The 23,436-nt window shown below is 48.6% G+C and carries 24 protein-coding genes and 1 tRNA gene; 6 read left to right on the top strand and 19 right to left on the bottom strand.

Translation table 11 applies throughout. From position 1 onward, the window contains the following. Both BM114_RS03295 and BM114_RS03300 read left to right on the top strand, forming a co-directional pair. On the top strand, positions 1–1,242 hold the full coding sequence (locus tag BM114_RS03295; RefSeq protein WP_092110384.1) for a M64 family metallopeptidase: 1,242 nt from the start codon (positions 1–3) through the stop codon (positions 1,240–1,242). 2 nt (positions 1,243–1,244) lie between these two features. Then, on the top strand, positions 1,245–2,045 hold the full coding sequence (locus BM114_RS03300; RefSeq protein WP_177207033.1) for a tetratricopeptide repeat protein: 801 nt from the start codon (positions 1,245–1,247) through the stop codon (positions 2,043–2,045). 104 nt (positions 2,046–2,149) lie between these two features. Here BM114_RS03300 and BM114_RS03305 read toward each other — a convergent pair whose 3' ends face one another. From BM114_RS03305 to mazG, 8 genes are all read right to left on the bottom strand, one after another. Continuing rightward, a complete protein-coding gene (locus BM114_RS03305) occupies positions 2,150–2,596 on the bottom strand; it encodes a hypothetical protein (RefSeq protein WP_255406412.1) in 447 nt (148 codons plus the stop codon). A gap of 18 nt (positions 2,597–2,614) precedes the next feature. Beyond that, positions 2,615–2,977: a hypothetical protein gene (locus tag BM114_RS03310; RefSeq protein WP_143089236.1), complete on the bottom strand. Its 363-nt coding sequence runs from the start codon at positions 2,975–2,977 to the stop codon at positions 2,615–2,617. Positions 2,978–3,019: 42 nt separating this feature from the next. Continuing rightward, the gene (locus BM114_RS03315; RefSeq protein ID WP_092110390.1) at positions 3,020–3,565 is read right to left on the bottom strand and encodes an RNA polymerase sigma factor; all 546 of its coding nucleotides are present in this window, start codon (positions 3,563–3,565) and stop codon (positions 3,020–3,022) included. Further along, positions 3,562–5,121, bottom strand: a complete 1,560-nt coding sequence (locus tag BM114_RS03320) for a L,D-transpeptidase family protein (protein ID WP_369808393.1) — start codon at positions 5,119–5,121, stop codon at positions 3,562–3,564. The genes BM114_RS03315 and BM114_RS03320 overlap by 4 nt, the downstream gene beginning before the upstream one ends. Positions 5,122–5,125: 4 nt before the next feature. After that, positions 5,126–5,434, bottom strand: coding sequence for a T9SS type A sorting domain-containing protein (locus BM114_RS03325; protein ID WP_092110395.1), 309 nt, complete (start codon positions 5,432–5,434; stop codon positions 5,126–5,128). An 84-nt stretch (positions 5,435–5,518) separates the two neighbouring features. Continuing rightward, complete coding sequence (locus BM114_RS03330; RefSeq protein WP_092110397.1) at positions 5,519–6,436, bottom strand: ribonuclease Z; 918 nt, start codon at positions 6,434–6,436, stop codon at positions 5,519–5,521. 18 nt (positions 6,437–6,454) lie between these two features. Beyond that, a complete protein-coding gene (locus tag BM114_RS03335) occupies positions 6,455–7,024 on the bottom strand; it encodes a lipocalin-like domain-containing protein (protein ID WP_092110399.1) in 570 nt (189 codons plus the stop codon). A gap of 9 nt (positions 7,025–7,033) precedes the next feature. Beyond that, positions 7,034–7,855, bottom strand: a complete 822-nt coding sequence (mazG, locus tag BM114_RS03340; RefSeq protein ID WP_092110402.1) for a nucleoside triphosphate pyrophosphohydrolase — start codon at positions 7,853–7,855, stop codon at positions 7,034–7,036. A 112-nt stretch (positions 7,856–7,967) separates the two neighbouring features. Between mazG and BM114_RS03345 the strand changes: the two genes are divergently transcribed. Beyond that, positions 7,968–10,652: a valine--tRNA ligase gene (locus tag BM114_RS03345; RefSeq protein ID WP_092110405.1), complete on the top strand. Its 2,685-nt coding sequence runs from the start codon at positions 7,968–7,970 to the stop codon at positions 10,650–10,652. A gap of 4 nt (positions 10,653–10,656) precedes the next feature. After that, positions 10,657–11,829, top strand: a complete 1,173-nt coding sequence (locus BM114_RS03350; RefSeq protein WP_092110407.1) for a clostripain-related cysteine peptidase — start codon at positions 10,657–10,659, stop codon at positions 11,827–11,829. A gap of 165 nt (positions 11,830–11,994) precedes the next feature. Here the strand turns inward: BM114_RS03350 and BM114_RS14050 are convergent, their stop codons facing one another. The 11 genes from BM114_RS14050 to BM114_RS03405 form a co-directional block, all read right to left on the bottom strand. After that, positions 11,995–12,432, bottom strand: a complete 438-nt coding sequence (locus BM114_RS14050; RefSeq protein WP_143089237.1) for a DUF6078 family protein — start codon at positions 12,430–12,432, stop codon at positions 11,995–11,997. A gap of 4 nt (positions 12,433–12,436) precedes the next feature. Continuing rightward, positions 12,437–12,745 carry a nitrous oxide-stimulated promoter family protein gene (locus BM114_RS03360; RefSeq protein WP_092110411.1) on the bottom strand — a complete coding sequence of 103 codons (309 nt, stop codon included), beginning with the start codon at positions 12,743–12,745 and terminating at the stop codon, positions 12,437–12,439. Positions 12,746–12,751: 6 nt separating this feature from the next. Next, positions 12,752–13,882 (bottom strand): acyltransferase family protein, encoded by a 1,131-nt coding sequence (locus BM114_RS03365; RefSeq protein WP_092110413.1) that lies wholly within the window; start codon positions 13,880–13,882, stop codon positions 12,752–12,754. Between the two features lie 19 nt (positions 13,883–13,901). Continuing rightward, a complete protein-coding gene (locus BM114_RS03370; protein ID WP_092110416.1) occupies positions 13,902–14,654 on the bottom strand; it encodes an SDR family NAD(P)-dependent oxidoreductase in 753 nt (250 codons plus the stop codon). Between the two features lie 87 nt (positions 14,655–14,741). Further along, positions 14,742–14,818, bottom strand: a tRNA-Asp gene (locus BM114_RS03375). Between the two features lie 80 nt (positions 14,819–14,898). Further along, positions 14,899–15,402 (bottom strand): GNAT family N-acetyltransferase, encoded by a 504-nt coding sequence (locus tag BM114_RS03380; RefSeq protein WP_092110418.1) that lies wholly within the window; start codon positions 15,400–15,402, stop codon positions 14,899–14,901. Further along, positions 15,399–16,565: a glycosyltransferase family 2 protein gene (locus BM114_RS03385; protein ID WP_092110420.1), complete on the bottom strand. Its 1,167-nt coding sequence runs from the start codon at positions 16,563–16,565 to the stop codon at positions 15,399–15,401. The genes BM114_RS03380 and BM114_RS03385 overlap by 4 nt, the downstream gene beginning before the upstream one ends. Further along, complete coding sequence (locus BM114_RS03390; RefSeq protein ID WP_092110422.1) at positions 16,540–16,971, bottom strand: hypothetical protein; 432 nt, start codon at positions 16,969–16,971, stop codon at positions 16,540–16,542. Before BM114_RS03390 ends, BM114_RS03385 begins: the two co-directional genes overlap by 26 nt. Positions 16,972–16,992: 21 nt before the next feature. Continuing rightward, a complete protein-coding gene (gene recR, locus BM114_RS03395) occupies positions 16,993–17,604 on the bottom strand; it encodes a recombination mediator RecR (RefSeq protein ID WP_092110424.1) in 612 nt (203 codons plus the stop codon). 9 nt (positions 17,605–17,613) lie between these two features. After that, positions 17,614–18,105 (bottom strand): outer membrane beta-barrel protein, encoded by a 492-nt coding sequence (locus tag BM114_RS03400; protein ID WP_092110426.1) that lies wholly within the window; start codon positions 18,103–18,105, stop codon positions 17,614–17,616. Positions 18,106–18,125: 20 nt separating this feature from the next. Beyond that, positions 18,126–19,640 (bottom strand): carbon starvation CstA family protein, encoded by a 1,515-nt coding sequence (locus tag BM114_RS03405; RefSeq protein WP_092110427.1) that lies wholly within the window; start codon positions 19,638–19,640, stop codon positions 18,126–18,128. An 89-nt stretch (positions 19,641–19,729) separates the two neighbouring features. Between BM114_RS03405 and BM114_RS03410 the strand changes: the two genes are divergently transcribed. Together BM114_RS03410 and BM114_RS03415 are read left to right on the top strand one after the other, a co-directional pair. Beyond that, positions 19,730–21,376, top strand: coding sequence for a glycoside hydrolase family 10-like protein (locus BM114_RS03410; RefSeq protein WP_092110429.1), 1,647 nt, complete (start codon positions 19,730–19,732; stop codon positions 21,374–21,376). 157 nt (positions 21,377–21,533) lie between these two features. Beyond that, positions 21,534–23,228, top strand: a complete 1,695-nt coding sequence (locus BM114_RS03415) for a putative transporter (protein WP_092110431.1) — start codon at positions 21,534–21,536, stop codon at positions 23,226–23,228. Positions 23,229–23,436: the final 208 nt, after the last annotated feature.

Genomic DNA, 23,436 nt, shown 5'->3' on the forward strand with positions numbered 1-23,436 from the left:
ATGAAAAAAATGATCCTGATGCTGTTCTGTCTGGCATGCGGAGCGGCAAATGCACAGAAATTCGAAGACTATTTCGTGGACAAGACCCTGCGAATCGACTATAACTTCGCGGGAAACAAGCAGGAGCAGGCTATCTCGGTAGACCAGCTGAATGTGTCGCCGCGATGGTATGGAAAGACCCGAAACCTTGCCTCCCTTCCAGTTGAGGGCAACGGGCAGATAACCGTGCGCGATCATAAGACGCAGAAGGTGATTTATCGCAACTCCTTCTCCACCCTCTTCCAAGAATGGCTCTCCTATCCGGAAGCAGCCTCCGGCATCCGCAAGTCGTTTGAGAATGTGTTTCTCGTGCCGTTCCCGAAAGACACCGTTGACATTACCCTCAATCTGAGGAACAACCGCCGTGAGGTCATGGCCTCGCTCACCCACCAGGTCGTGCCCACCGACATTCTGATCCGCCACATCGGCGAGCAGGATGTAACGCCCTATGTAACGCTGCAGCAAGCCAGGGATACCGCCCGCTGCATCCACATTGCATTCCTCGCAGAGGGCTACCGGAAGGACGAGATGCAAACATTCATACAAGACGCGAACATCGCCGTCGAGGCTCTCTTCAGTCATGAGCCTTTCAAAAACAACCGTGAAAAGTTCAATATCATTGCCGTTGAAGCACCCTCAAAGGACAGCGGAACCAGCGAACCGTCGAAAGGAATATGGAAGAACACCGCCCTTCATTCCCACTTCGACACATTCTATAGTGAAAGATACCTCACGACACTGCACCTGAAAGACATGCACGACTGGCTTGCAGGCACCCCATACGAACACATTATCGTACTTGTGAACACAGAAAACTATGGCGGAGGAGGAATCCTGAACAGCTACAACCTCTCCATGACGCACCATCCGGCCTACCGTCCGGTAGTAGTACATGAATTCGGGCATAGCTTCGCCGGGCTCGGCGACGAGTATGCCTATGAGAACGAGCAGATTCCCATGTATCCGACGGATATCGAGCCGTGGGAACCGAACCTGACCACAAAGGTAGACTTTATCGGTAAATGGGAGAATCTGATTGGCAAGAAAGACAAAAAAGTAGGGCTTTATGAAGGTGCGGGATATTCCCTGAAAGGTGTCTACAGAGCCTATCCCGACTGCAGGATGCGCACCAATCAGCATCCGGATTTCTGTCCGGCCTGCCGACAAGCCATCCAAAGGCTCATCGACTTTTATACGAAATAAGGTTGAAAAAGGCTCTGCTCATAGTCATCATTCTTTGTGCTGCACTTGGGAAGCCGCAAGCCCAGACATCAGACAGCGAGAAACTGGGAATGGCACTTGAATACTTCCAGACCGGGAAGTATCACGAATGTATGCTCCTCCTTGAAAAACTCGACAAGCAATATCGCCTGAATCCCCGCTTCAGGGCCTATTTAGGGGTGTGCTACTACTATGAATGGGACTACGAAAAGGCTTACAAGCTGCTTGATGCGTTGATTTCCGAGCTCAGGAACTTCGCCCCCCATGAGCGTTCCGTCTACTACTGGGCCTGTGCTGAGAGCCATTTCAACATGAAGCAATTCGCAGCGGCAATACCCTTATATGGCGATATGCTGAAAGTTTGCCATGAGAACGAGAAGCCCGATGCCCTATACAGGCTGGGATTCTGCCACATGTTTCAGAAGGCTTGGCAACCAGCATACGATTGTTTCAACGGAGCCCTGGCTCTCTATCGCAAGTACAGGCAGGAAGACCAGAAACCACGAATTGCGCAGATAGAGAACATGATGGTAGGTATCAAGGAGCACCTGCCGAAACCAAAGTCAATGGCGGACAATACAAGAGCGGCCCTCTCGCCCCAAATCCTTACCGTTCAGAAAGCCCCGATACCCGCAATGGCAATCCCAAGGTTCTCCATAAAGATGGATAGTATCAAGACAAAGTCAGTGGTAAAGTTTTCTGCAGTAAGAGATACCCTAAAAGGCAAAGAGACGAAAGATATCAATCTTGACAACCTGTTCAAGTCGCGTGTAGAGGTGAAATAAAGCCCTGACGATTTGAAAAACAACCTTCGAGAAAGCCAAGGCAACTGTGGGCAAGAAAAAAGGCCATTAGAAACACAGTCTCTAACGGCCTTTCTGCATTCAATTCAATTTCCCTGTGGAGAGGCTGGTCGGCCTGCAGCCTTCTTGAAGGCCTGCCGATGGAATCTGTTCTCAGCCTTGATGATCTCAAGGACCTTGTTTGCCGGAATCACATTCATGAACTTAAGATGGTATTCCTGCTGAATCATTTTCATCTGAATGTCAATTTCATCCATGCGTTTCACGGCCTTACTACAAGCTTCGACATCGTTCGCGTCAATATGGCGGCACCGCCTCATCTCCTGGAAATACACTCTTTGCTTCTTCTGCATCTCCCGATAGAGAGGGAAAAACTTGCTTGCCTCAACTGGAGTAAGCGCAGCCTGCCGGGTGATATACTGTTCCATCTCGGCCTCAAACTTCTTCGGGTCAAAATGATGTCTGCTTCTCTGCTGTGCACTTAGACTAAGAGTGAACACCAAAAGCATCAATATGGTTACACCTTTCTTCAATTTCCTATACCTTAATTATTATTGATTATCTGAAAGAGACGCATAGATAGCCTCATTGTCCATCATGACATAATCCGCCATCTCATCCATGGTATTGTCAACACTCTCAACGGGAGCACTGGCAAGTGATGCCTGTCGGGAATCCGAAGACCCGAGATAGACACCTATACTGAAAACTACGGCACAGACACAGGCGGCAGCAAACATTGATGCCCGATAGCGATGCCACCATGGACGCATGGAGACCACCTTGGTTTCCTGCGCCGGCAACTGGGCCATCATCCGTTCTGCGAAGTCTTCAAAATAGCCTTCCGGCACCCGAAAGGGTGCTTTGTTGCCGAAGTCTTGCTTCAAAATTTGTTCCTCCTTGTATGTGTTCATCCGTTCCATTTTATCTATTTGACGCTATCAATGCAAAAAGGTTTAATTCTTATGCTTAAAATAGTCAGAAATCTTCTGTACCGCAATATGGTAACTTGCCTTCAGCGAGCCTTCCGAAGTATTAAGAATCCTGCTTATCTCGGAATACTTCATTCCCTCATAATATCTCAAATTGAAGACTGTGCGCTGTACATCAGGAAGATGCGCTATGGCCTCCTGCAACTGTGCCTGCATCTCGTCTCCGTCAAAATATTCATCCGCCATCAGGAGGGTGGAAACTCCTTGTTCTGCATCGGTACTGATTTTATTAACGGCCTTCTGCTTCCTGAGAAAATCCAGAGACTCGTTGATGGCTATTCGATAAAGCCATGTGGAAATCTTCGCATCACCTTTAAAGCCTCCCAAATTAACCCATGCCTTGACAAAAGTGTTCTGAAGAACATCATTTGCATCTTCATGGGTAAGCACGAAATGACGAATTTTCCAATACAGAGGCTCGCTATATTGGCGCACCAGCATCTCAAATCCCCGGCGCGAAGTCGCAGGATCTTTCAGCAGTAACATTATTTGGTCGTCGCCCGTGCTCATCTGTAATTTGCGAAATATCGATAAATCACTTTGTCATAGCCATATACATCACTGAATTCCTCAATCTCTCCATCCTTGTTCGGATAGAGCGTGTAGTATGTAATGAAAACTGGAACCTGAGGTTCTACAGAGACAGAACCTATGACTTTGCGCCTGTCCAGCGTGTCGGGCTGAACTTTATCCTTTCGCCCGTTCATGCCTAAGCCGCTAACATCCGCATGCATCGAATAATGGATGCGTTTGATAATATTTGGATCCTTATCTTCAAGAAGGAATACGGCTAAATCAAACGGCCGCTCTACCCGGACACAACCATGCGAAACCCCTCTGTCTTCACGGGAGAACACTCCTCTGGAGGATGTGTCATGAAGATATATGGAGAAACCGTTATCGAAGCGGAAGATGATTCGTCCCAACGAATTGCCTTCTCCCCCTTCTTGAATAACCAGAAAATTACGGTCTTCCAGAACGGCCCGCGATATTCGATTTGGCGATACGGTCTTGCCCGTGCGCCTGTCTCTGACAAAATAACGATGACGGGCAAAATAACTACTGTCGCCGGCATGGTTAAGAATACTTTTTTCAATGATGCTCCTCGGAATAATCCATTGTGGATTGATATCCATCCGTTTGATGCGGCTGCTCAACAGAGGAGTCTTTGTTTCCAGGGTACCACAACCTATCCTCATGCTCAAAACGGAATCCCCGTCTATCGCCCTAAGCCTGAACGAGGGCACATTTACCAAAACATACTTGGCATATTGCTGCGGATATTCGTTCAGTCGCCATCTGCAACGCTCCATATTCACCATGATCTTAGGTTTCTCCGCCATATTGGTCTCTGGATTATTGAGCCTTGCAAGAAGCCTTTTATACAATGGACTCCGAGGCTGAACGGCATGCAGGAACTCCGAAATGCTGTCATTATAGACCTTTCTAAGGGCACCGTCAAAGAAAGAAGCCTTCGGATGTTGCATGGGAATGGCAAACAGACCGCGATAAGAGACATGGACGCTGTCGCTGTCGTGCACATCCAACTTGTTGAAAATATACTTGGGATTGATGAAACCGAATCTTTGTCCCGTGGCATAACGGAGATATGCCTTCGTCAGATTGTATTCCAAGCGCCCCAAAACTTTATTGATCTCATTATCCATGGTGTCAAAATCCAGATTGCGAAACCGCTGTAAGTCAGCCGATATCTTCTGAACCCTGAACTTTGACTTGGAAAATCCTAATTCATCTACCCTGTCGAGAAAGGAGAGCAAAGTGTCAGCCCTGTGGTCTACGCCCATACGATTGATCCACAGCCATGGTTTTTTGCGAAGATAATAGCTTCGAGCCCTGAAATCGGCAGTAAGACTATCCACATCGGAACGAATCTGCCGGTTGATTTCCTCTTGAATCTTTGTGGAATTCAATTTATATTCCGACACCTTAATATCAGAATAACTGTCAAGCGTGAGACTCTGATAAGGATGGCCGGCATGATCGCGGCATGAGGCAAAAACGGCTGCCACGACAACCATGGGCAGAAAGAACTTTGGTAATTTCAAGGTATTAGCGGATAGACACCTTACGAACCATCTTGCCTACCTTCACGATGTAACAACCCTTAGGCAGATTCAAGTCATAATTCCTCTCGTCGCCGTCGACCTTTACACTCATCACCCTGATTCCTGCAACATTATAAATCTGAAGCGTCTGACCATTGGCGCCACTGACTTTCAACACAGAACCTGACAAAGTTATCGCAATGGTGTTAAAATCATTGTCAACTATCTCAATGGACTGGCTGGCATATACTTCTGTGGGAAGCCCCATTAGGAATGCTACAGAGAAAAGAATAGAAAGTATATATCTTGTCATATGCGCACAATATTAATATTGCAAAAATAAGGAATAATTTCAAAAGAGGTTCCCCGAGATATGCGTTTTATTGCATTTTTAGAGTTATTTAACATCAAAAGTCTTCCCCTCACAAGCCAAATAAGTATTGGGGAACAGAACTTTAGCCTCATTCAGGATCTGCTCCTCGTCATTGTATCTTGCACTAAAATGCCCTAACAGCAACTGTCCGGCACGGGCATCCCGTGCAACCATTGCCGCTTGTTCGGCGGTACTATGATAATAAAGCTTGGCTCTTTCCGCACAAGTCTTGTCATAGGTGCTCTCATGATAGAGCAAGTTTACGCCCTCCACTAACTTATGCAGGGATGGAATATAGCGAGTATCGCTACAATAGGCATAACTGCGCACCGGGCTCGGGTCGGCAGTCAACCGGCTATTGGGTATAACCTGACCGTCGGAAGTCGTCCAATCCATTCCGCTTTTTATATTGTCTATCTGGCTAACAGGAATCTCATAGCAGTCTATCATATCACGAAGGATATGCCTCCTGCCCGGCTTTTCACGAAAGAGAAAGCCGCAACACGGCACCCTGTGCTGAAGGGGAATCGTTTCCACGGCGAGGCTTTTGTCGTCGAAAATCACCTGATTCTTAGTTGTATCAACAGCGTGAAACACCACTTCGAATTCAAGGCCACGACAAAACATTTCCATCTGTGCATGCAGCATAGGTTCTAACTCCTTCGGTGCATAGACATGGAGAGGAACGGTGCGTCCCAACATGCCAAATGTGGAAATCAAACCTATCAGTCCGAAGCAATGATCGCCATGAAGGTGGGAAATAAATACACAGCCGATTTTGGTAAAACGAAGCCGTGTTTTGCGCAACTGGATTTGAGTCCCTTCTCCACAATCCACCATAAAGAGCTTTTCCCGAACCTCCACAACCTGTGAGGAAGAGAAATGTTTTAAAGTCGGCAAGGCGCTTCCGCAGCCGAGGATATGTACTTTAAACGGTTCCATTATCAGAGTTCGAGTATTCTACTTCTGTCGTTTGAATGCAAAGATACCCTGTTTGTTCTCCAAATAAAGACTGTCTGCACCCAATTCATCTATCAGGAAAGTGTCTTTATTCAGTAATAATTGACCATTATAAATCTTCCAGGAGGCCCATGGATTCGTTTCTGCCTTAATGTTAGATTTAACGACTCCTCCCTCTTGAATTTCAAAGTTCTTGTCTATACTCATCCACTTGCCCTGCAGCGTGGTGAGATTGATCACCTTACTGGCAATGTGCTCTTTCTCTCCATTTACATACCCGACAACGGCAAGCCGGTCGCCGGCAAGCAGACCGCCGACCACGAGGTTTTCTTCCGAACCTTCATCCATCACCTCATAAGTGAGAGTATCACCGCCATCAGTAACTAACTCCAGAGAATGCATAGATGTGCCCTCACCGCACACTCCATAGACCGTACTGTCGGGAAGAACCTCTTCTTCCATGGCAACGCTGTCCGTTTCTGCCACCTGATTACTGGTCTTATTACCAAAACAGCTTGCAAACACCATTATGACTGCCATAAAGACAGCTATATATCCAACCTTTTTCATAACTAAAATTTATTTCTTTTCTAAATTCTTTGCTTCATTCCAAAGTTCATCCATATCGCCTAATGTCATATCTTTCAAAGCTTTACCCATTTCTTTTGATTTCTCTTCTACATAATTGAAACGACGGATGAACTTCTGATTCGTATGCTCCAGCGCATTATCTGGGTTCAGATGATACAACCTTGCGGCATTAATGACGCTGAAGATGAAGTCTCCCAATTCTCTTGTTGAATTTTCTTTATCTTCCTTCTTCAGCTCAGCTTCCAGTTCCGCAAGCTCTTCCCTCACCTTGTCCCACACATCTTCTTTCTTCTCCCAGTCAAAACCCACATTACGGGCTTTATCTTGGATACGATAAGCTTTTATCAGAGAAGGCAGTGAATCAGGGACACCGGAGAGAACGGTCCTGTTCCCATCCTTTTCTTTCTGCTTGATTTGTTCCCATGTAACCTCAACGCCAGCCGCATCGTCAGGTGTCTCCTGCAGGTCTGCCTTTGGGTCGTCAGGCCATCCTGTCCAGTCTATGAAAGGATGGCGGAACATGAGCTTCCGGGCTTCCTGATTACAGACATCGGCTATATCGAACTCTTTTTCTTCGCTTCCGAGGATAGAATAGAACACCACATGCTCCATCACATCCCCCAATTCCTTCATCACATCATGCAGATCATGCTTCATCAGGGCGTCTGCCAACTCAAAAACCTCTTCTATCGTGTTCGGGCGAAGACTCTCGAAAGTCTGCTTCCTGTCCCAAGGGCACTCCTTGCGCAATCGATGCTGGACATCGAGCAGGCGGCCGAAAGCTGCCAGTTTTTCCTCTCTTGTGTGCATAACAGCATTTTATTTATTGCAAAAATAATCATTTTCCACGAAAAATTAGTAACTTTGCACTGTTTTTTATAAAATAGAAACTTAACAAGGTAGACAACAGATTTTTACATATATGGAGTTAGCGAGTAAATATGATCCCAAGGAGGTAGAGTCAAAATGGTATCAATATTGGCTTGACAATAAGCTTTTCAGCAGCAAGCCTGATGGCCGTGAACCGTATACGGTGGTGATTCCGCCCCCAAATGTAACCGGTGTCCTACACATGGGACATATGCTCAACAATACCATTCAGGACATCCTTGTACGCCGCGCCCGCATGGAAGGTAAGAATGCGTGCTGGGTGCCGGGCACCGACCATGCCTCCATTGCTACCGAGGCCAAGGTCGTGAACAAACTTGCGGAACAAGGAATCAAGAAGACCGACCTTACGCGCGATGAATTTCTCAGCCACGCATGGGACTGGACCCATGAGCACGGAGGCATTATCCTGAAACAGTTGCGCAAGCTCGGGGCGAGCTGCGACTGGGACCGGACGGCGTTTACCATGGACGAAACCCGCAGCAAGAGCGTCATCAAGGTGTTCTGCGACTTATATAATAAAGGATATATCTATCGCGGCGTGCGCATGGTAAACTGGGATCCCATGGCTCAGACCGCCCTCTCTGACGAAGAGGTAATCTATAAAGAGGAGCACTCCAAGCTCTTTTATCTCAAATACCGCGTCGTAGAGGACGACTGCAAGCAGGTTGCCGAGGGCAACATCATGCACAAGGACGAGAAGGGCTATTATGCCGTCGTCGCCACCACGCGCCCCGAGACCATCATGGGGGATACTGCCATGTGCATCAATCCCAACGACATCAAGAACACCTGGCTCAAGGGAAAGCATGTCATCGTGCCCCTCGTAGGCCGTGAGATTCCCGTTATTGAGGATGATTATGTAGATATTGAGTTCGGAACAGGCTGCCTGAAGGTTACTCCCGCCCACGATGTCAACGACCATGCCTTAGGTCTGAAGCACGCATTGGCCAGCATTGATATCTTTAATGATAATGGCACTATCAGTAAGGCGGCAGGACTTTATGTCGGACAAGACCGCATGGAAGTGCGCAAACAGATATCCCGAGACCTCGAGGCAGCCGGATTGATGGAGAAGGTGGAGGACTACGAAAACAAGGTGGGATTCTCCGAGCGCACCGATGTGCCCATCGAGCCCAAGCTCTCCACCCAGTGGTTCCTGAAGATGCAGCACTTTGCCGACATTGCGCTGGCACCTGTCATGAACGACGACATCGAGTTCTATCCTAGGAAATACAAGAATACTTACCGCCATTGGCTGGAGAACATCAAGGACTGGTGCATCAGCCGACAGCTCTGGTGGGGGCATCGTATACCTGCCTACTACTTCAAGGATGCCGACGGAAAGAATGCCTGCGTAGTGGCAGAGACGGCTGAGGACGCCCTGAAAGAGGCACAACGGCAGAACCCCGCGCTGAAGGCTGAAGACCTGGAGCAGGAAAGCGACTGCCTGGACACATGGTTCTCGTCGTGGCTGTGGCCGATTTCCGTCTTCGACGGCATCAACAATCCCGACAACGCAGACATCAAATACTATTATCCTACATCCGACCTGGTAACCGGTCCGGACATCATCTTCTTCTGGGTAGCCCGCATGATCATGGCCGGATACGAGTATAAAGGCACCTTCCCGTTCAAGCATGTCTACTTCACAGGTATCGTGCGCGACAAGCTCGGGCGCAAGATGAGCAAGAGTCTGGGCAACTCCCCCGACCCTATCGAGCTCATCGAGAAGTTCGGAGCCGACGGCGTGCGCATGGGAATGATGCTCTCCGCCCCTGCCGGTAACGACATCCTCTTCGATGAGAGCCTGTGCGAGCAAGGACGAAACTTCAACAACAAGATATGGAATGCCTTCCGCCTTGTCAAGGGATGGCAGACGGCAGCCCTCGAGCAGCCGTCAGCCAACCAGATTGCCGTCAGCTGGTTTGAGGCCAAACTGAAGGAAGCCAACGCGATATTGAACGAGCAGTTTGCGCAATACCGCATCTCCGAGGCGCTCATGACGGTATACCGGCTCTTCTGGGACGAGTTCTCCAGCTGGTATCTCGAGATGATCAAGCCGGAATACGGCAAGCCTATCGACCGGCCGACCTACGATGCCACGCTGCGCTTCTTCGACGCATTGCTCAAGATGCTACACCCGTTCATGCCGTTCATCACGGAGGAACTGTGGCAGCACATCTACGACCGCAAGAGCGGCGAAAGCATCATGAGGGCCACGCTGACTCTCGACGCGCCCACGGAGGCCGGCCGGCATCTCTGTCAGGACATAGAAGTGGTCAAACAGGTGGTGGGCGGCGTGCGCATGGTGCGCAACCAGAAGAACATCGGCCCGAAAGAGCCGCTCACCCTACAGGCCGTCGGCGAGAATGCCGTAGAGGCCTACATGAGCATCATCACCAAGATGGCGAACCTCAAGTCCATAGCAGTCGTCAGCGAGAAAACTGCCGATGCCAGCGCCTTCATGGTAGGCACTTGCGAATATGCGGTTCCCGTGGGCGACCTGATCGATGTCGAGGCCGAACTCCAGAAGCAGCAGAAGGAACTGGAGCACCTCGAAGGCTTCCTCGCCGGCATCAAGAAGAAGCTGGCCAATGAGAACTTTGTTGCCCATGCTCCTGAAGCCGTGGTGGTACGCGAGCGCAAGAAGCAGGCTGATTCGGAAGAGAAAATCGCAGCCCTGAAGCTGTCGATAGTAGAACTTCAAAAGAAATAGAAAGATGAGAAATCGTTTTTTCGGGATTGCCCTGGCAGTCCTCTCCATCTTGTCAATGGCCGCATGCAAGGATGACAATGGCGGCCCCGTAACACCCACTACGGCAGAGAAAACGATTTTCTTCTACATGCCGTGGACGGATAGCGAAACCTCCACCGGGCAGAGCCTGTATTCCTATTTCCTCGCCAACATCAACAATGTGGAGAACGGCATCAGCTCCCAGAACGGCCTGGGGCGGAACCGTGTACTGGTGTTCATATCCCCTTCTCCCACCTACTCCGCCCTTCTCGAGATTAAATATTCGGGCGGGCGGTGCATCAGGGATACCCTCAAGCGGTATAGCAGAATCGACTATACGGCGCCTGAAGGTATCGCGGCCATCCTGAACGATGTGAAGGCGAACGCCGAAGCCCACCAATACGACATGATTATCGGGTCGCACGCCAACGGATGGATACCCAAGGGTATGGACAACTATTATCGCACCCGCGCCTTCGGAGGGTCCACCTCACGCTATCAGACCAACATTGCCGATTTGGCAGCGGGCATTTCACGGGCGGGCATGCACATGCAGTTCATCTGCTTCGACGACTGTTACATGGCCCAGGTTGAGGTGGCCTACGACCTCAGGCAGGTGGCCGACTACCTGATAGCGTCGACGAGCGAAGTCCTTGCCGACGGCATTCCCTACGACGAGGTGTGGAAATACATCACTCCGGCTACCCCCGACTATGAGAAAATCTGTCAGACATTCCATCAGCATTACATGGCGTACACCTATCCCTACGGTACTTTGTCGACCATCAAGTGCGCAGAGATGGAGAACATGGCAGCCATCATGAAGAACCTGAATGCCAATTACACCTTCGACACCGGCAAGCTGGGCGACCTGCAGAAGCTGGACGGATATGGACAGACGGCATTCTTCGACTTTGCCGACTATGTGAAAGCCCTCTGCGGGGGCACCGTGCCTCCGGAATTCACCGCAGCCCTCAACCGGTTGGTGCCCTATTACAGCTATACTCCGCAAATCTATACCGATTTGGACGAGTATAACGGCGGCTTCAACACGGTTCCCGTAAACACCTTCTCGGGGATTACCATCTCCGACCCTACGGACAACACTTATCTGGAAGGATACAAGACGCAGACCAACTGGTGGCTTGCCACGCACTAAATTGCATCCTTTTACACGAATATCAATGACTGAAACAAGGTGTTTCTGTTATTGAATCAAAATGTTTCAGCCATTGAAACTCTGTGTTTCAACGGCTGAAACTCTTCTTCTTTACTGTCTTTCGGCCACCGAAAGACGGTTTTCAGAGCTCTGGAATGCCACTATTCAGAATCTATAACTCTCTTGATACTCGTCAAAAGCGAGGTTCTCGGTGTAGCCGTATCCTGCAAAAATGTCCAGAATAGCCCGCTGCTGCTCCTCAGTAAGCTTGTAGATGCCTTTGCTGAAGCGGTAATACGGGGTTCTTCCTCCGAGGTATTCTTGGACTTTCTGTCGTAATCCCGCGATATCCCGGGCTTTCACATCCATGAACAGGCGCTTGAATCCATAGGCCATCCGCTCCTTTACGGCAGGGCGATGAAAACCACACTTGCCCCCGTTGAGGGCATTCGGGAAAACCGCCGTCCCCCATTGCCTGTCCGGCGGGACGACTGTGCCCGCAAGATAATGCAGGCAATCGTCGCGGAGAGGGCATTCGCAATTGAAACAAAACTTGTAAGACGCTGGTACATCTTGATAATTAAGGTGAATGTTTGTACTCATTTTACTATGATTTATATTTTCCTCGCATAATATGCCTGATGGTTCTCAAGGGCGCATAGAGCATCATCCGAGGGCCTACCCACCGCATGAGGGTCCTGATTTTCTCCCTCTCGGCGGGTGCGTAGCAATGCACGGGACAGTCTCGGCATGTGGGCTTCTCATCGCCCCAGCGACAATGTGCAAGCCTGTTGGCACAGTATTCAGTAAGTTGTTGATATTCCTCGGATAGCACTTTCTGTCTTAAGTGGTGCTTGCAGTAGAGTCTTATCATGAGCGCCACCGTTTTCCGCTCCTCTTCTCTCCGTTTTCCCATGCCGAATCACCTCCTTGACTTCTGAAAATAAACAGCAAGCCACCTACGCAGGGGAAGGTCGTAGAAGCGCATGCAGAGGTAGGCGACGGCAATGCTCACGACGATAACTCCGAACGCCACCGGCAGAGCCTCGATATAAGGGACATGGTTGTCCCACACCCAGGCATAGAACAGATACATAAACGGATAGTGCACCATGTAGACCGGATAAGAGATATCGCCCAGAAACTGGCTTATCCTCACGGTGTTCCTATCATTCTTCTGCTCAGATGCTGCCATATAGACAATGCAGGGGAAGACCACGAGGATGCAGAAACTGTCGTAGAGGCCGTTCATCCACGGCTGTTCCATGCCCCCGATATGGGGAACGGCGAGAAAGGCACCCAGCAGTATCGTGCCTATCCAGAAGCTACCGCGGATGTGCAACGGCTTGAAATTCCGCGCCATCAGCATGCCCATGGAATAAGAAAACAGCATGCGCAGCATGCCTCCGAGGAAGTTATACTCACCCAGAGACCATCCCACGCCCAAATGTCCGTAACCGCTGAGATTGAAAACTCCAAAAGCCAGAAGACCGATGCCCGAGACTCCGACTACGGCAGCCAGCCATTTGGTGGGCAGACGGTGGAGCACGAGCGCATAGAGGATGTTTCCGATATACTCGAAGAAGAGCGACCACGACGGTCCGTTGAGGGGAAACATCTCGCCGTTGCCCCTCACATCGCAGCCTGCCCCGGGATAGACCGGCAACAGAAACATGCCCAAGAGCAGGGCGAGAAGTACGGATGAGAGACCCACGGGCGTGCCGTCCCAGCGCACACAGCCCTGTATGCAAAAGGTGATAACCCCAATCACGGTTCCCATCAGCACCATCGGATGGAGCCGGATGAGCCTTCGGCGGAAGAAGCCTTTCATTGACATCCTGCCCCAACGGTCGTCGTAGGCATATCCGATGACGAATCCCGAGAGGATGAAGAAGAAGTCTACTGCCAGATAGCCGTGATTAAAACGCTGGTCAACAGGACTTGTGGCGAACGCCTCGCCTACATGATACCATATCACCATGAGTGCCGCAACGCCACGGAGGCCGTCGAGCAACTGATAGTGAGGCTTTGAGTCTTTGAATATCTGAGCCATTCCAGTCTGTGATGTGCGGTTATTTCTCCCTATGGATGACGGTCCCGTTGGCCTGGTGGGTGGCCAGTACCAGCACCTCGGCTATCTGCACATGCTCCGGAGCACTTGCCGCATAGAACGCCACATCGCCTATATCGTCGCCCGACAGGGGTTTGATGCCGTCGTAAACATGACCGGCACGCTCGGCATCGCCATGGAAACGCACATTCGAGAAGTTGGTTTCAACCAGCCCGGGCTTAATGTCTGTAACGCGGATGCGGGTATGCGCCACATCTATGCGGAGACCGTCCGTAATAGACTTCACGGCCGCCTTCGTGGCACAATACACATTGCCGCCGGCATAAGCGGCATCGCCCGCCACGCTGCCGATATTGATGACATGCCCCCGATTGCGCTCCACCATTCCCGGAACGATAAGACGGGTCATGGTGAGCAGGCCTTTGATGTTGGTGTCTATCATCTCGTCCCAGTCCTCGTAGCTGCCCGCGTATTCGGGTTCAAGCCCCCGAGCCAGTCCGGCATTATTGATAAGCACATCTATGTTGCGCCATTCTGCAGGAATAGTCCCTACCGCCTTTGCGGCAGCTTCACGGTCTCTGACATCGAAGGCCAGCGTGAGCACCTTGGCTCCAAGCTGCTCCAATTCGGCCTTAAGTTGTTCCAATTTCCGTTCGTTACGCGCCGTTACGATGAGGTCATATCCTCCCCTGGCAAATCTCTTCGCGCATCCCATGCCTATGCCGCTGGTAGCGCCTGTAATCAAAGCAATCATAATCTATTAAGTTTGAATGCAAAAATACGAAAAATAAATGAGACTTCAACGCGGAAAACAAAAAAACCTTCGACAGAAATCGAAGGTTGGCGGTGCGTACGAGACTCGGACTCGTGACCTCCTGCGTGACAGGCAGGCATTCTAACCAACTGAACTAACGCACCAAAAGGGCAATGACAGAACTCAATTGCGTGTGCAAAGGTAAGGATATTTTTTTGTTCCTCCAAATGTTAGGTCTACTTTTTTATAAAAAAAATTGCATCAGAAGGGCGGCGTGATACTGCTTCCCATCAAAAAGCCAATGGCTCAAAACGGTATTCCCCTTGAAATTCTGCTTCCGGAAAAGAGACAGAGCCTCCTCGTTCTCCAGGTCAACGATCGCATAGAGTTGATGAAGATGAAGAATCCGACGACTGTAGTCAATGGCTTCCTTGAGAGCTGCCGTAGCCAGCCCCTGCCGGCGATAGCGACTCTCGATGACAATCCCGATTTCCGCTCGCAGATGCTGGGGATTGAAATCCACGAAGTCCAAGATGCCCACGGGATGCCCCCCGGTATCCTCTATCATCAGGCGAACCTGCTTGTCGGTATATATGTCATTAGAGGCATGGGCAATGTAATCATGCAGCGCATATCGGGAATAGGGCACATTGGTATTGCCGACACGCCAGAGGGAATCGTCATTCTCTATTTTATAGAGCATGTCAAGGTCTTCCGGCTCAAGCGCCCTGATATTTACCTTTTTCATATAATTACCTCACTTTCTGTAATAATTACCCTTGTATGCGGACTATAAGTTCCCAGTTTGACATTCCCTAAAGAATGGGAAGAAAGCTGGTTGAAGATTTCCATATAGCTATAGGTATCTGTGTCATAGACCATAAATACCGATCTTTTGGCAGAGCCTTCAGCAGGGCGGTCTTCGGCGGAAAGAACTTCCAGCCCTTTTTCCTGCATAAGTCTCATAAACTCTTTCCTGTTTCCCTCGCTTCCAGCAAAGACATAAACAGACTCTTGCCCGTCAGCATTGCCCGGGAAAAAGCCCAGACTCTTGCGAACTGTACCTACAGCCATAGACAGCAGGGCTGTCAAGGCTTTAAAATAGATGGCTCCCTTGATGGGAATACTCAACCAGAAGCTCAACGATCCGAAATGCTTACGGAAGAAAATGAGCATCGCCTTATAGAAGACATGCACATAGCGGAAAGAGGATTTGCGGGTGCTCAGCCCCTTGTAATGGAGTATCCGCAAAGGCAAGTACCAGTTTTCCCAGCCTGCTTTGCAAATGCGATAGGATAAATCAATATCTTCGCCATACATGAAATAATCGGTATCGAGAAGACCGACCTCTTCCAATACCTTCCGGCGAACAAGAAAGAACGCGCCGCTGACGACCTCTATCTCGGAAGGTTCATCCCAAGGAAGGTAGCTCATATAATAACGGGCAAAACGACGGCTTGCCGGAAAACGGGCACAGAGACCGCTCATCTTATAGAAAGCCGTCATCGGTGTCGGGATTCCCCTTCTGCTCTCCATGGCATCGGTGCCGTCAGGGTTCATCATCCGCACGCCTACCGCCCCTGCCCCTTCATGGGCATCCAAGAACTGGAGCGCTTCATGGAGGGTGTTCTCCGCAACAATCGTGTCAGGATTCAACAGCAAGACATAGCTGCCCTTAGCAGACTTTATCGCTATGTTATTGGCACGGGCAAAGCCGATATTATGCTGCAAGGCGATGAAGTGGACATCCGGGAAGCGTGCCTGCAGATATTCTACGGATCCATCTTGTGAATGATTGTCCACCACAAAGACCTCCGCCTCTATACCCTCAAGCGATTTCTTCAGAGAATCAAGACACTGCTCGAGATAATATTTGACATTATAACTAACTATTACGACCGTCAGTTTCATCCAGACAACGCTCTGATGAGGGGTAGACAAAGCACAGGCTTAACAGCAGAATAATGGCGAGATAGGCAAAAGCCACATGCATAAAGAGATAATATAATAAAGTGTTGAGCACCATGGGGACATAAAGCAGAGCCAGCCTGCATGTACCCCATTTCTGAAGATAGCGCTCCCCCTTTTCAGAACAAAGCTGATCGTGAATCTTCTTAAACCGAAACAGATAGAGTGCAAGCGGAATAAAGCAGATTGTAGCCAATTCCATAACTGAGGTCATAACGAATTCTGAACCTTTATCTTCACTTAACAAGCCTGTCTCCAGAATATCCGTTTCAAAAAGTACTACCAAAAGAAGGGATACAACTATTGGTATCCAAAACTCAAGCTGCAATATTTTTTGTACTTTCTTCATCTGACATAATACTTAGGATGATTACTTACCGAAGGGGGTTCTGTTAAGAATCGATCGCCCTAGGGTTACCTCATCGGTATACTCCAATTCATCACCTACCGATATTCCACGGGCAATTACACTTAACTTTACTTCCGTATGTGCCAACTTGCGCGAAATGTAGAAATTGGTAGTGTCCCCTTCCATCGTGGAACTCAGCGCAAGAATAACCTCGTTGATAGTTCCCTCTTCCACCCTATGAACCAATGAATCTATCTCGATGTCATTAGGCCCGATACCATCCATTGGAGAGATAATTCCTCCCAGCACATGATAAAGGCCATGGTATTGCTGCGTATTCTCCACAGCCATCACATCCTGAATGTTTTCCACAACACAAACTGTATGTACATCCCTATGTGTATCGGAACATATCGGACAAATCTCAGTATCACTTATATTGTGGCAGACCCGACAATACTTTACCTCCTTCCGCATTCGCTCTATCGACCGAGCAAACTCAGAGACATCTTCATTGTCCTGACGAAGCAAATGAAGAACAAGGCGCAAACCTGTTTTGCGCCCTATTCCCGGTAATTTGGAGAATTCCTGAACGGCCTTCTCCAAGAGTTGAGATGGATATTGCTGGTCCACTTTAAATGCTTAATCGTCGAAAAGATAAATGCCTAAGCCGATTTTCAGTCCGACCGTAGAGTAGTCGCTATCGTTAAAAGAGTGGTCATAATAGACTGCAGGCTCAATGGTGACTGAACGATTGATAAAAAAGGCATAGCCTACTTCCACGCCAGGCATGACATCATTATAATCATGATTCGCATGGATGTACTTCCCATTAACACCCAGAAACAACCCGTTTTGAATGATGTAATAGCGAAGGCCCGCACCGACGGTGATATGGTCGGCAACAGCTTCGGAGCCATTATGATTCAAAGATGCCTCACCTAACAACATCCAGTTGTCCCGAAACAAATATCCTGCCTTAGCCTCAACACCCAGGTTGAAACCATCAGCACCATTATAATGCAGATTCAGGCCTGTGAGCGACGCCCCCAGATAACCTTTTCCTTCTTGAAACTGTGCACTTGCCGTGATTGTCATCAACAGCAATGCGAGCATTGTTACAATTTTCTTCATAGAAACCAAATTTGTGAATATTATTTATTAATTTTTCTGTACCATATAAAAAACCACACGCATGCCACAAGCATACAGATGATACCACATACATACGCCAAAGTGTGGTCGAGGGCGAATGCCTGTTTTGAAATAAACAGATAAGTACTTACCACGGTAGTCATAAAAAGGGCGGGAATCAGCGTTACCCAGAAATTCTTCTTGCTTATGACGAGATATACCGTGATAGTCCACAGAGTGAATACCGCCAGTGTCTGGTTTGCCCATCCAAACCACTGCCAAATAACATTAAAACCATCTGGACTTTGCATTTGCCAGACAAGCAATCCAATTGCAGCCGCAAACATCGGAATGGCTATATAACAACGCTTGACAAGAGGCTTCTGATCAAAATCAAGAGCCTCTGCTATAATCAAACGGGCACTGCGAAAAGCCGTATCTCCACTGGTAATAGGAGCTGCAACAACACCGAAAACAGCTAAGATACCTCCAAAGAGTCCAAGCCACCCCGTACATACTTTCTCCACAACATTCGGAGCCGAGAAATATTGAATCAGAGACTTTCCGTCAGGAGCATTAACTTGTGCAAGGAAATCATTTACTGCATTGGCATCAAGAACTTCCTTCCAGCCACCGTCATAGAAGAAATACGCCGACACCGTGGCCCATATCAATGCTACGAGTCCTTCTGTTATCATGGCTCCGTAGAAAATAGGGCGTCCCATTTTCTCACTCTTTATGCAGCGTGCCATTAAAGGATTCTGGGTAGCATGAAATCCACTGATAGCCCCGCAGGCTATGGTGATAAACAGACATGGGAAAAGAGGATTCTTCGCAAAAAAGCTTTCTGTTCCCAATATAACCGCTGGTGTATTGTGGTTTGCCGTATCCAGATTTTCCCACAATTCAGGCAAATCAGGCATCTTTATAAATAGCATTACCATCAATGCAACCGCCATAAATAATAAAGCAAAAGCAAAGATGGGATAGAACTTTCCGATAATCTTATCAATCGGCAACATCGTTGCCAAGATATAATAGGTAAAGATAATGAGCACCCATATAAGCGTATCGAAACAAAAATCCTTCAGGATAAGAGCCGGACTGTAGACAAAGACGACTCCCACCATAACAAGCAGGAATACCGAGAAAAACAGCATCACCTTCTTGGCTGTGTTCCCCAGATAGTCGCCTACAAGCTCCGGGAGGTTTGCCCCGCCACGACGGACACTTAACATGCCCGAGAAGAAGTCATGGACGGCACCCGCAAAAATACATCCAAATACAATCCAGAGATATGCCGACGGTCCATACCATGCACCCATAATAGCGCCGAAGATAGGTCCCGTACCCGCAATATTCAGGAACTGAATCATGAAGACTTTCCAGTTGGGCATCACAATATAATCCATACCATCTGCCATCGCAACGGCTGGGGTCGGACGGTCATCGGGAACAAAAATCCGTTCAATGAACCTACCATATATAAAGTAGCCAACAACCAATGCTGCCAAAGCAACTGAAAATGAAATCATGTGCGAAAAGCTTTTATTTCTTTCATGCAAAGATACGGCAAATTATTGGAAATACAAAAAATATAAGTACCTTTGTAGAAAATTAAAAAATGAGACAAACTTTTTTTCTCCTATTATATATTATACTGATATCCACCGGCATCCACGCCCAAGGCCTTAATTATGGCTTCCGAAAGCCCAAATATGAGGCAAGGGCTGTATGGCTCACGACAATCGGGGGCATTGACTGGCCGCACTCCTATGCGCAAGACGAGCATTCCATAAGAAAGCAGAAACAAGAATTGACCGGGATTCTCGATAAACTTCAAAAGGCGGGTATCAACCAGGTATTACTGCAAACCCGGATAAGAGCCACCACCATCTATCCTTCCCAGTATGAGCCTTGGGACGGCTGCCTGAGCGGGAATCCGGGAAGAGGCCCCGGATATGACGCTCTGGCATATGCCATTGACGAATGTCATAAACGAGGAATGGAACTCCATGCATGGGTAGTTACAATGCCAGTTGGTAAATGGAATGCACTGGGATGTACGCGACTGCGAAAAAAGCATCCCGGCCTGATAAAAAAAATAGGTCCAGACGGATTCATGAATCCGGAAAAGGCACAGACTGCAGCCTATTTAGCCGACCTCTGTGAAGAGATTGTCAGCAATTACGATATCGACGGAATCCACCTTGACTATATCCGCTATCCAGAAACCTGGAACATCAAGGTTTCAAGAAGTGAAGGACGGCGCAATATCACAAACATCGTTAAAGCTATTCACGACCGCATCAAGCCGATAAAACCCTATCTGAAACTGAGTTGCTCGCCCATCGGCAAATCCGACGATCTCAGCCGCTACTGGAGTCATGGCTGGAATGCCTACAGCCGCGTATGCCAAGATGCGCAAGGCTGGCTAAGAGACGGGCTTATGGACGAGCTCTTCCCCATGATGTATTTTCAAGGACAACAATTCTTCCCTTTTGCCATTGACTGGAGCGAGAACACTTTCGGAAGAATCGTGGCCCCTGGGTTAGGCATTTATTTCCTCTCCGCAGCAGAAAAGAACTGGCCTTTGGATGCCATTACCCGCGAATTGGAGGTGCTCCGCCAATATAATTTGGGACACGCTTATTTCCGCAGTAAATTCTTTACTGAGAATACAAAAGGCATTTATGACTTTGCAGCAAAGCAGTTTGATAATAGCCTCGCACTCGTTCCTCCGATGAGTTGGCAAAACAACACAAGGCCGAATCCTCCTTCCGCATTGGAAATCAAGAACCACAAACTCATTTGGAGGAGCCAGGATGGTGAAATGTTTAATATCTACAGCAGCAGGACATATCCCGTCGATATTAATGATGCCAATAACCTCATGAAGATAAGAACCAAGGAGACTGTCCTCACAATTCCAGCAGAGGATGAACCACGCTATTATGCCGTTACCGTTATTGACAGATATGGCAACGAAAGCATCCCGCTGCAAATGAATCCGCCTGCCGAATCCACCAAGGCCATCCGCTCCCAGATGCTCTTCTGCAATGGCCGGCAACTCAAGCTACCCGCCCGGGATTCCCGAAACGATGCCGACATTCTCATCATAGAAGACCTTAAAGGCAAGAGCATCAGCAGTCATCTATGGAACAAAGACATCTTGGAAGTAAGTAGCTTGCAAGATGGAATGTATCAGCTAAGAAGCCTCAACAACAAGGGTATTACCCACCGTCTGGGCTTCTTCAGGATCAGGAGATAAAGATAAAGGTTATTAAAAGACCCAAAAGACCATCTTCCATGAGTTTGTTGGCTTATGGAGGCAGAAAATTATCATTTTGCAATTAAAATCAAAGATGGAAGGAGCTTATCCGAAAAATAATGCCTACCTTTGCACCTGGAAAAATTAGAAGACACTTATGGATTGGTTAATTAATCTATTTACAAATCAGGATTCAGTTGCGCACATTGCCTTACTCTATTCCATAGTAATTGCTATCGGCGTACTTTTAGGAAAAATCAAATTCGGCGGCATCGCCCTCGGAGTAACCTTCGTACTATTTATGGGCATTCTTGCCGGCCATATAGGCTTTACGGCTCCCGTTGCAACCCTCACATTCATGCAAGACTTCGGGCTGATCCTATTCGTTTTCATGATAGGTCTTCAGGTCGGCCCCGGATTCTTTGAGAGTTTCCGCAAGGGGGGGATAACCCTCAACATGCTTGCAACAGGGATGATTCTGCTGAATGTCATGGTTATGTTTGCCTGCTATTACCTTTTTTTTGATACCGACAATGTGAACAACCTCCCCATGATGGTAGGTACTTTATTTGGTGCAGTTACCAATACCCCGGGACTTGGTGCCGCGAACGAGGCCCTAAGCTCCGTATTCAAAGAAGGCAGCATTCCCCAAATCGCAAGCGGATATGCCTGCGCCTATCCTCTGGGTGTACTCGGAATAATCGGCGCGACCATTCTCGTCCGCTATATTTGCAAGGTCAAATTAGAAAATGAGGAGTCTGAATTACAGGCACAAGAGAATGAGAATCCACATGAAAAACCCTATCAGATGCGTTTGAAAGTGGAGAACTCATACCTGGCGGGTAAGAACTTCCAACAGGTTTCAGAATTTCTCCACCGAGACTTTGTGTGTTCCCGCATGCTTCATAACGGTGAGATTTCAATTCCAAACAGGGACTCCTTATTTAATATAGGAGACGACTTGCTCATCATCTGCGCTGAATCTGACGCTGAAGCCGTGAGAGCCTTTATTGGGCCCACCGTTGACGAGCCGTTCCCGGAAGATGACGAAAAGCAACCTCTGGTATCGCGCAGAATCGTAGTAACCAATCCTGCCATGAACGGGAAGTCGCTTGGAAAGATGCACTTCTCAAGCGTATATGGTGTGAATGTAACCCGCATCAGCCGTCAGGGGATGGATCTCTTTGCGTCGCGCTCCCACCACTTCCATGTAGGCGACAAGATCATGGTCGTGGGTCCGGAAGACAATGTAAACCGGATTGCCGACATCATGGGGAATTCAGTCAGACGCTTGGACGCTCCCAACATAGCAACTATCTTCATCGGGATTATTGTCGGGATTCTGTTCGGCAGCATCCCATTGGCTATTCCCGGCATGCCTGTTCCCCTGAAGCTCGGTATAGCAGGAGGCCCGCTGATTATCGCCATCCTGATAGGACGCTTCGGTTACCGCATACACCTCGTAACCTACACAACCAACTCGGCAAACATGATGCTTCGGGAAATCGGCCTGGTACTGTTTCTTGCCTCTGTAGGGATAAAGGCCGGCGCTGGTTTCTGGGAGACCGTAGTGCAAGGCGACGGCCTGAAATATGTCTATACAGGCTTCTTGATAACCATTATACCTATTTTAATTATGGGTACATTGGCAAGGCTGCGGTATAAATTCAATTATTTCACAATCATGGGCATGATCGCCGGCACCTATACAGACCCTCCCGCACTGGCATACGCTAACTCAATCTGCTCTAAGGAAGCTCCTGCCGTAGGCTATTCCACGGTCTATCCGCTGAGCATGTTCCTGAGAATCCTGACAGCCCAGCTCATCGTTTTATTCTGCTGTGGCGGCTAAATGTAATGGGTGCTTCCATCGGAGGCATGCCTAAGCGTAACAAAATCGGCGAGATTGTCTGACAAAATCGCCGATTTTGTCCCACGATTTCGGCGATTTTGTCGTCCTCCAGACGGTCATTTGAAATAAAGAAGGATAGCTGAAAGAAAACCCGCGGCAGTGTGTGGGCAATGTGCACACGCTAATCCGGCAGACAGACGCACAAGTT

Source organism: Prevotella sp. KH2C16 (assembly GCF_900113305.1).
Classification (GTDB): Bacteria; Bacteroidota; Bacteroidia; order Bacteroidales; family Bacteroidaceae; genus Prevotella.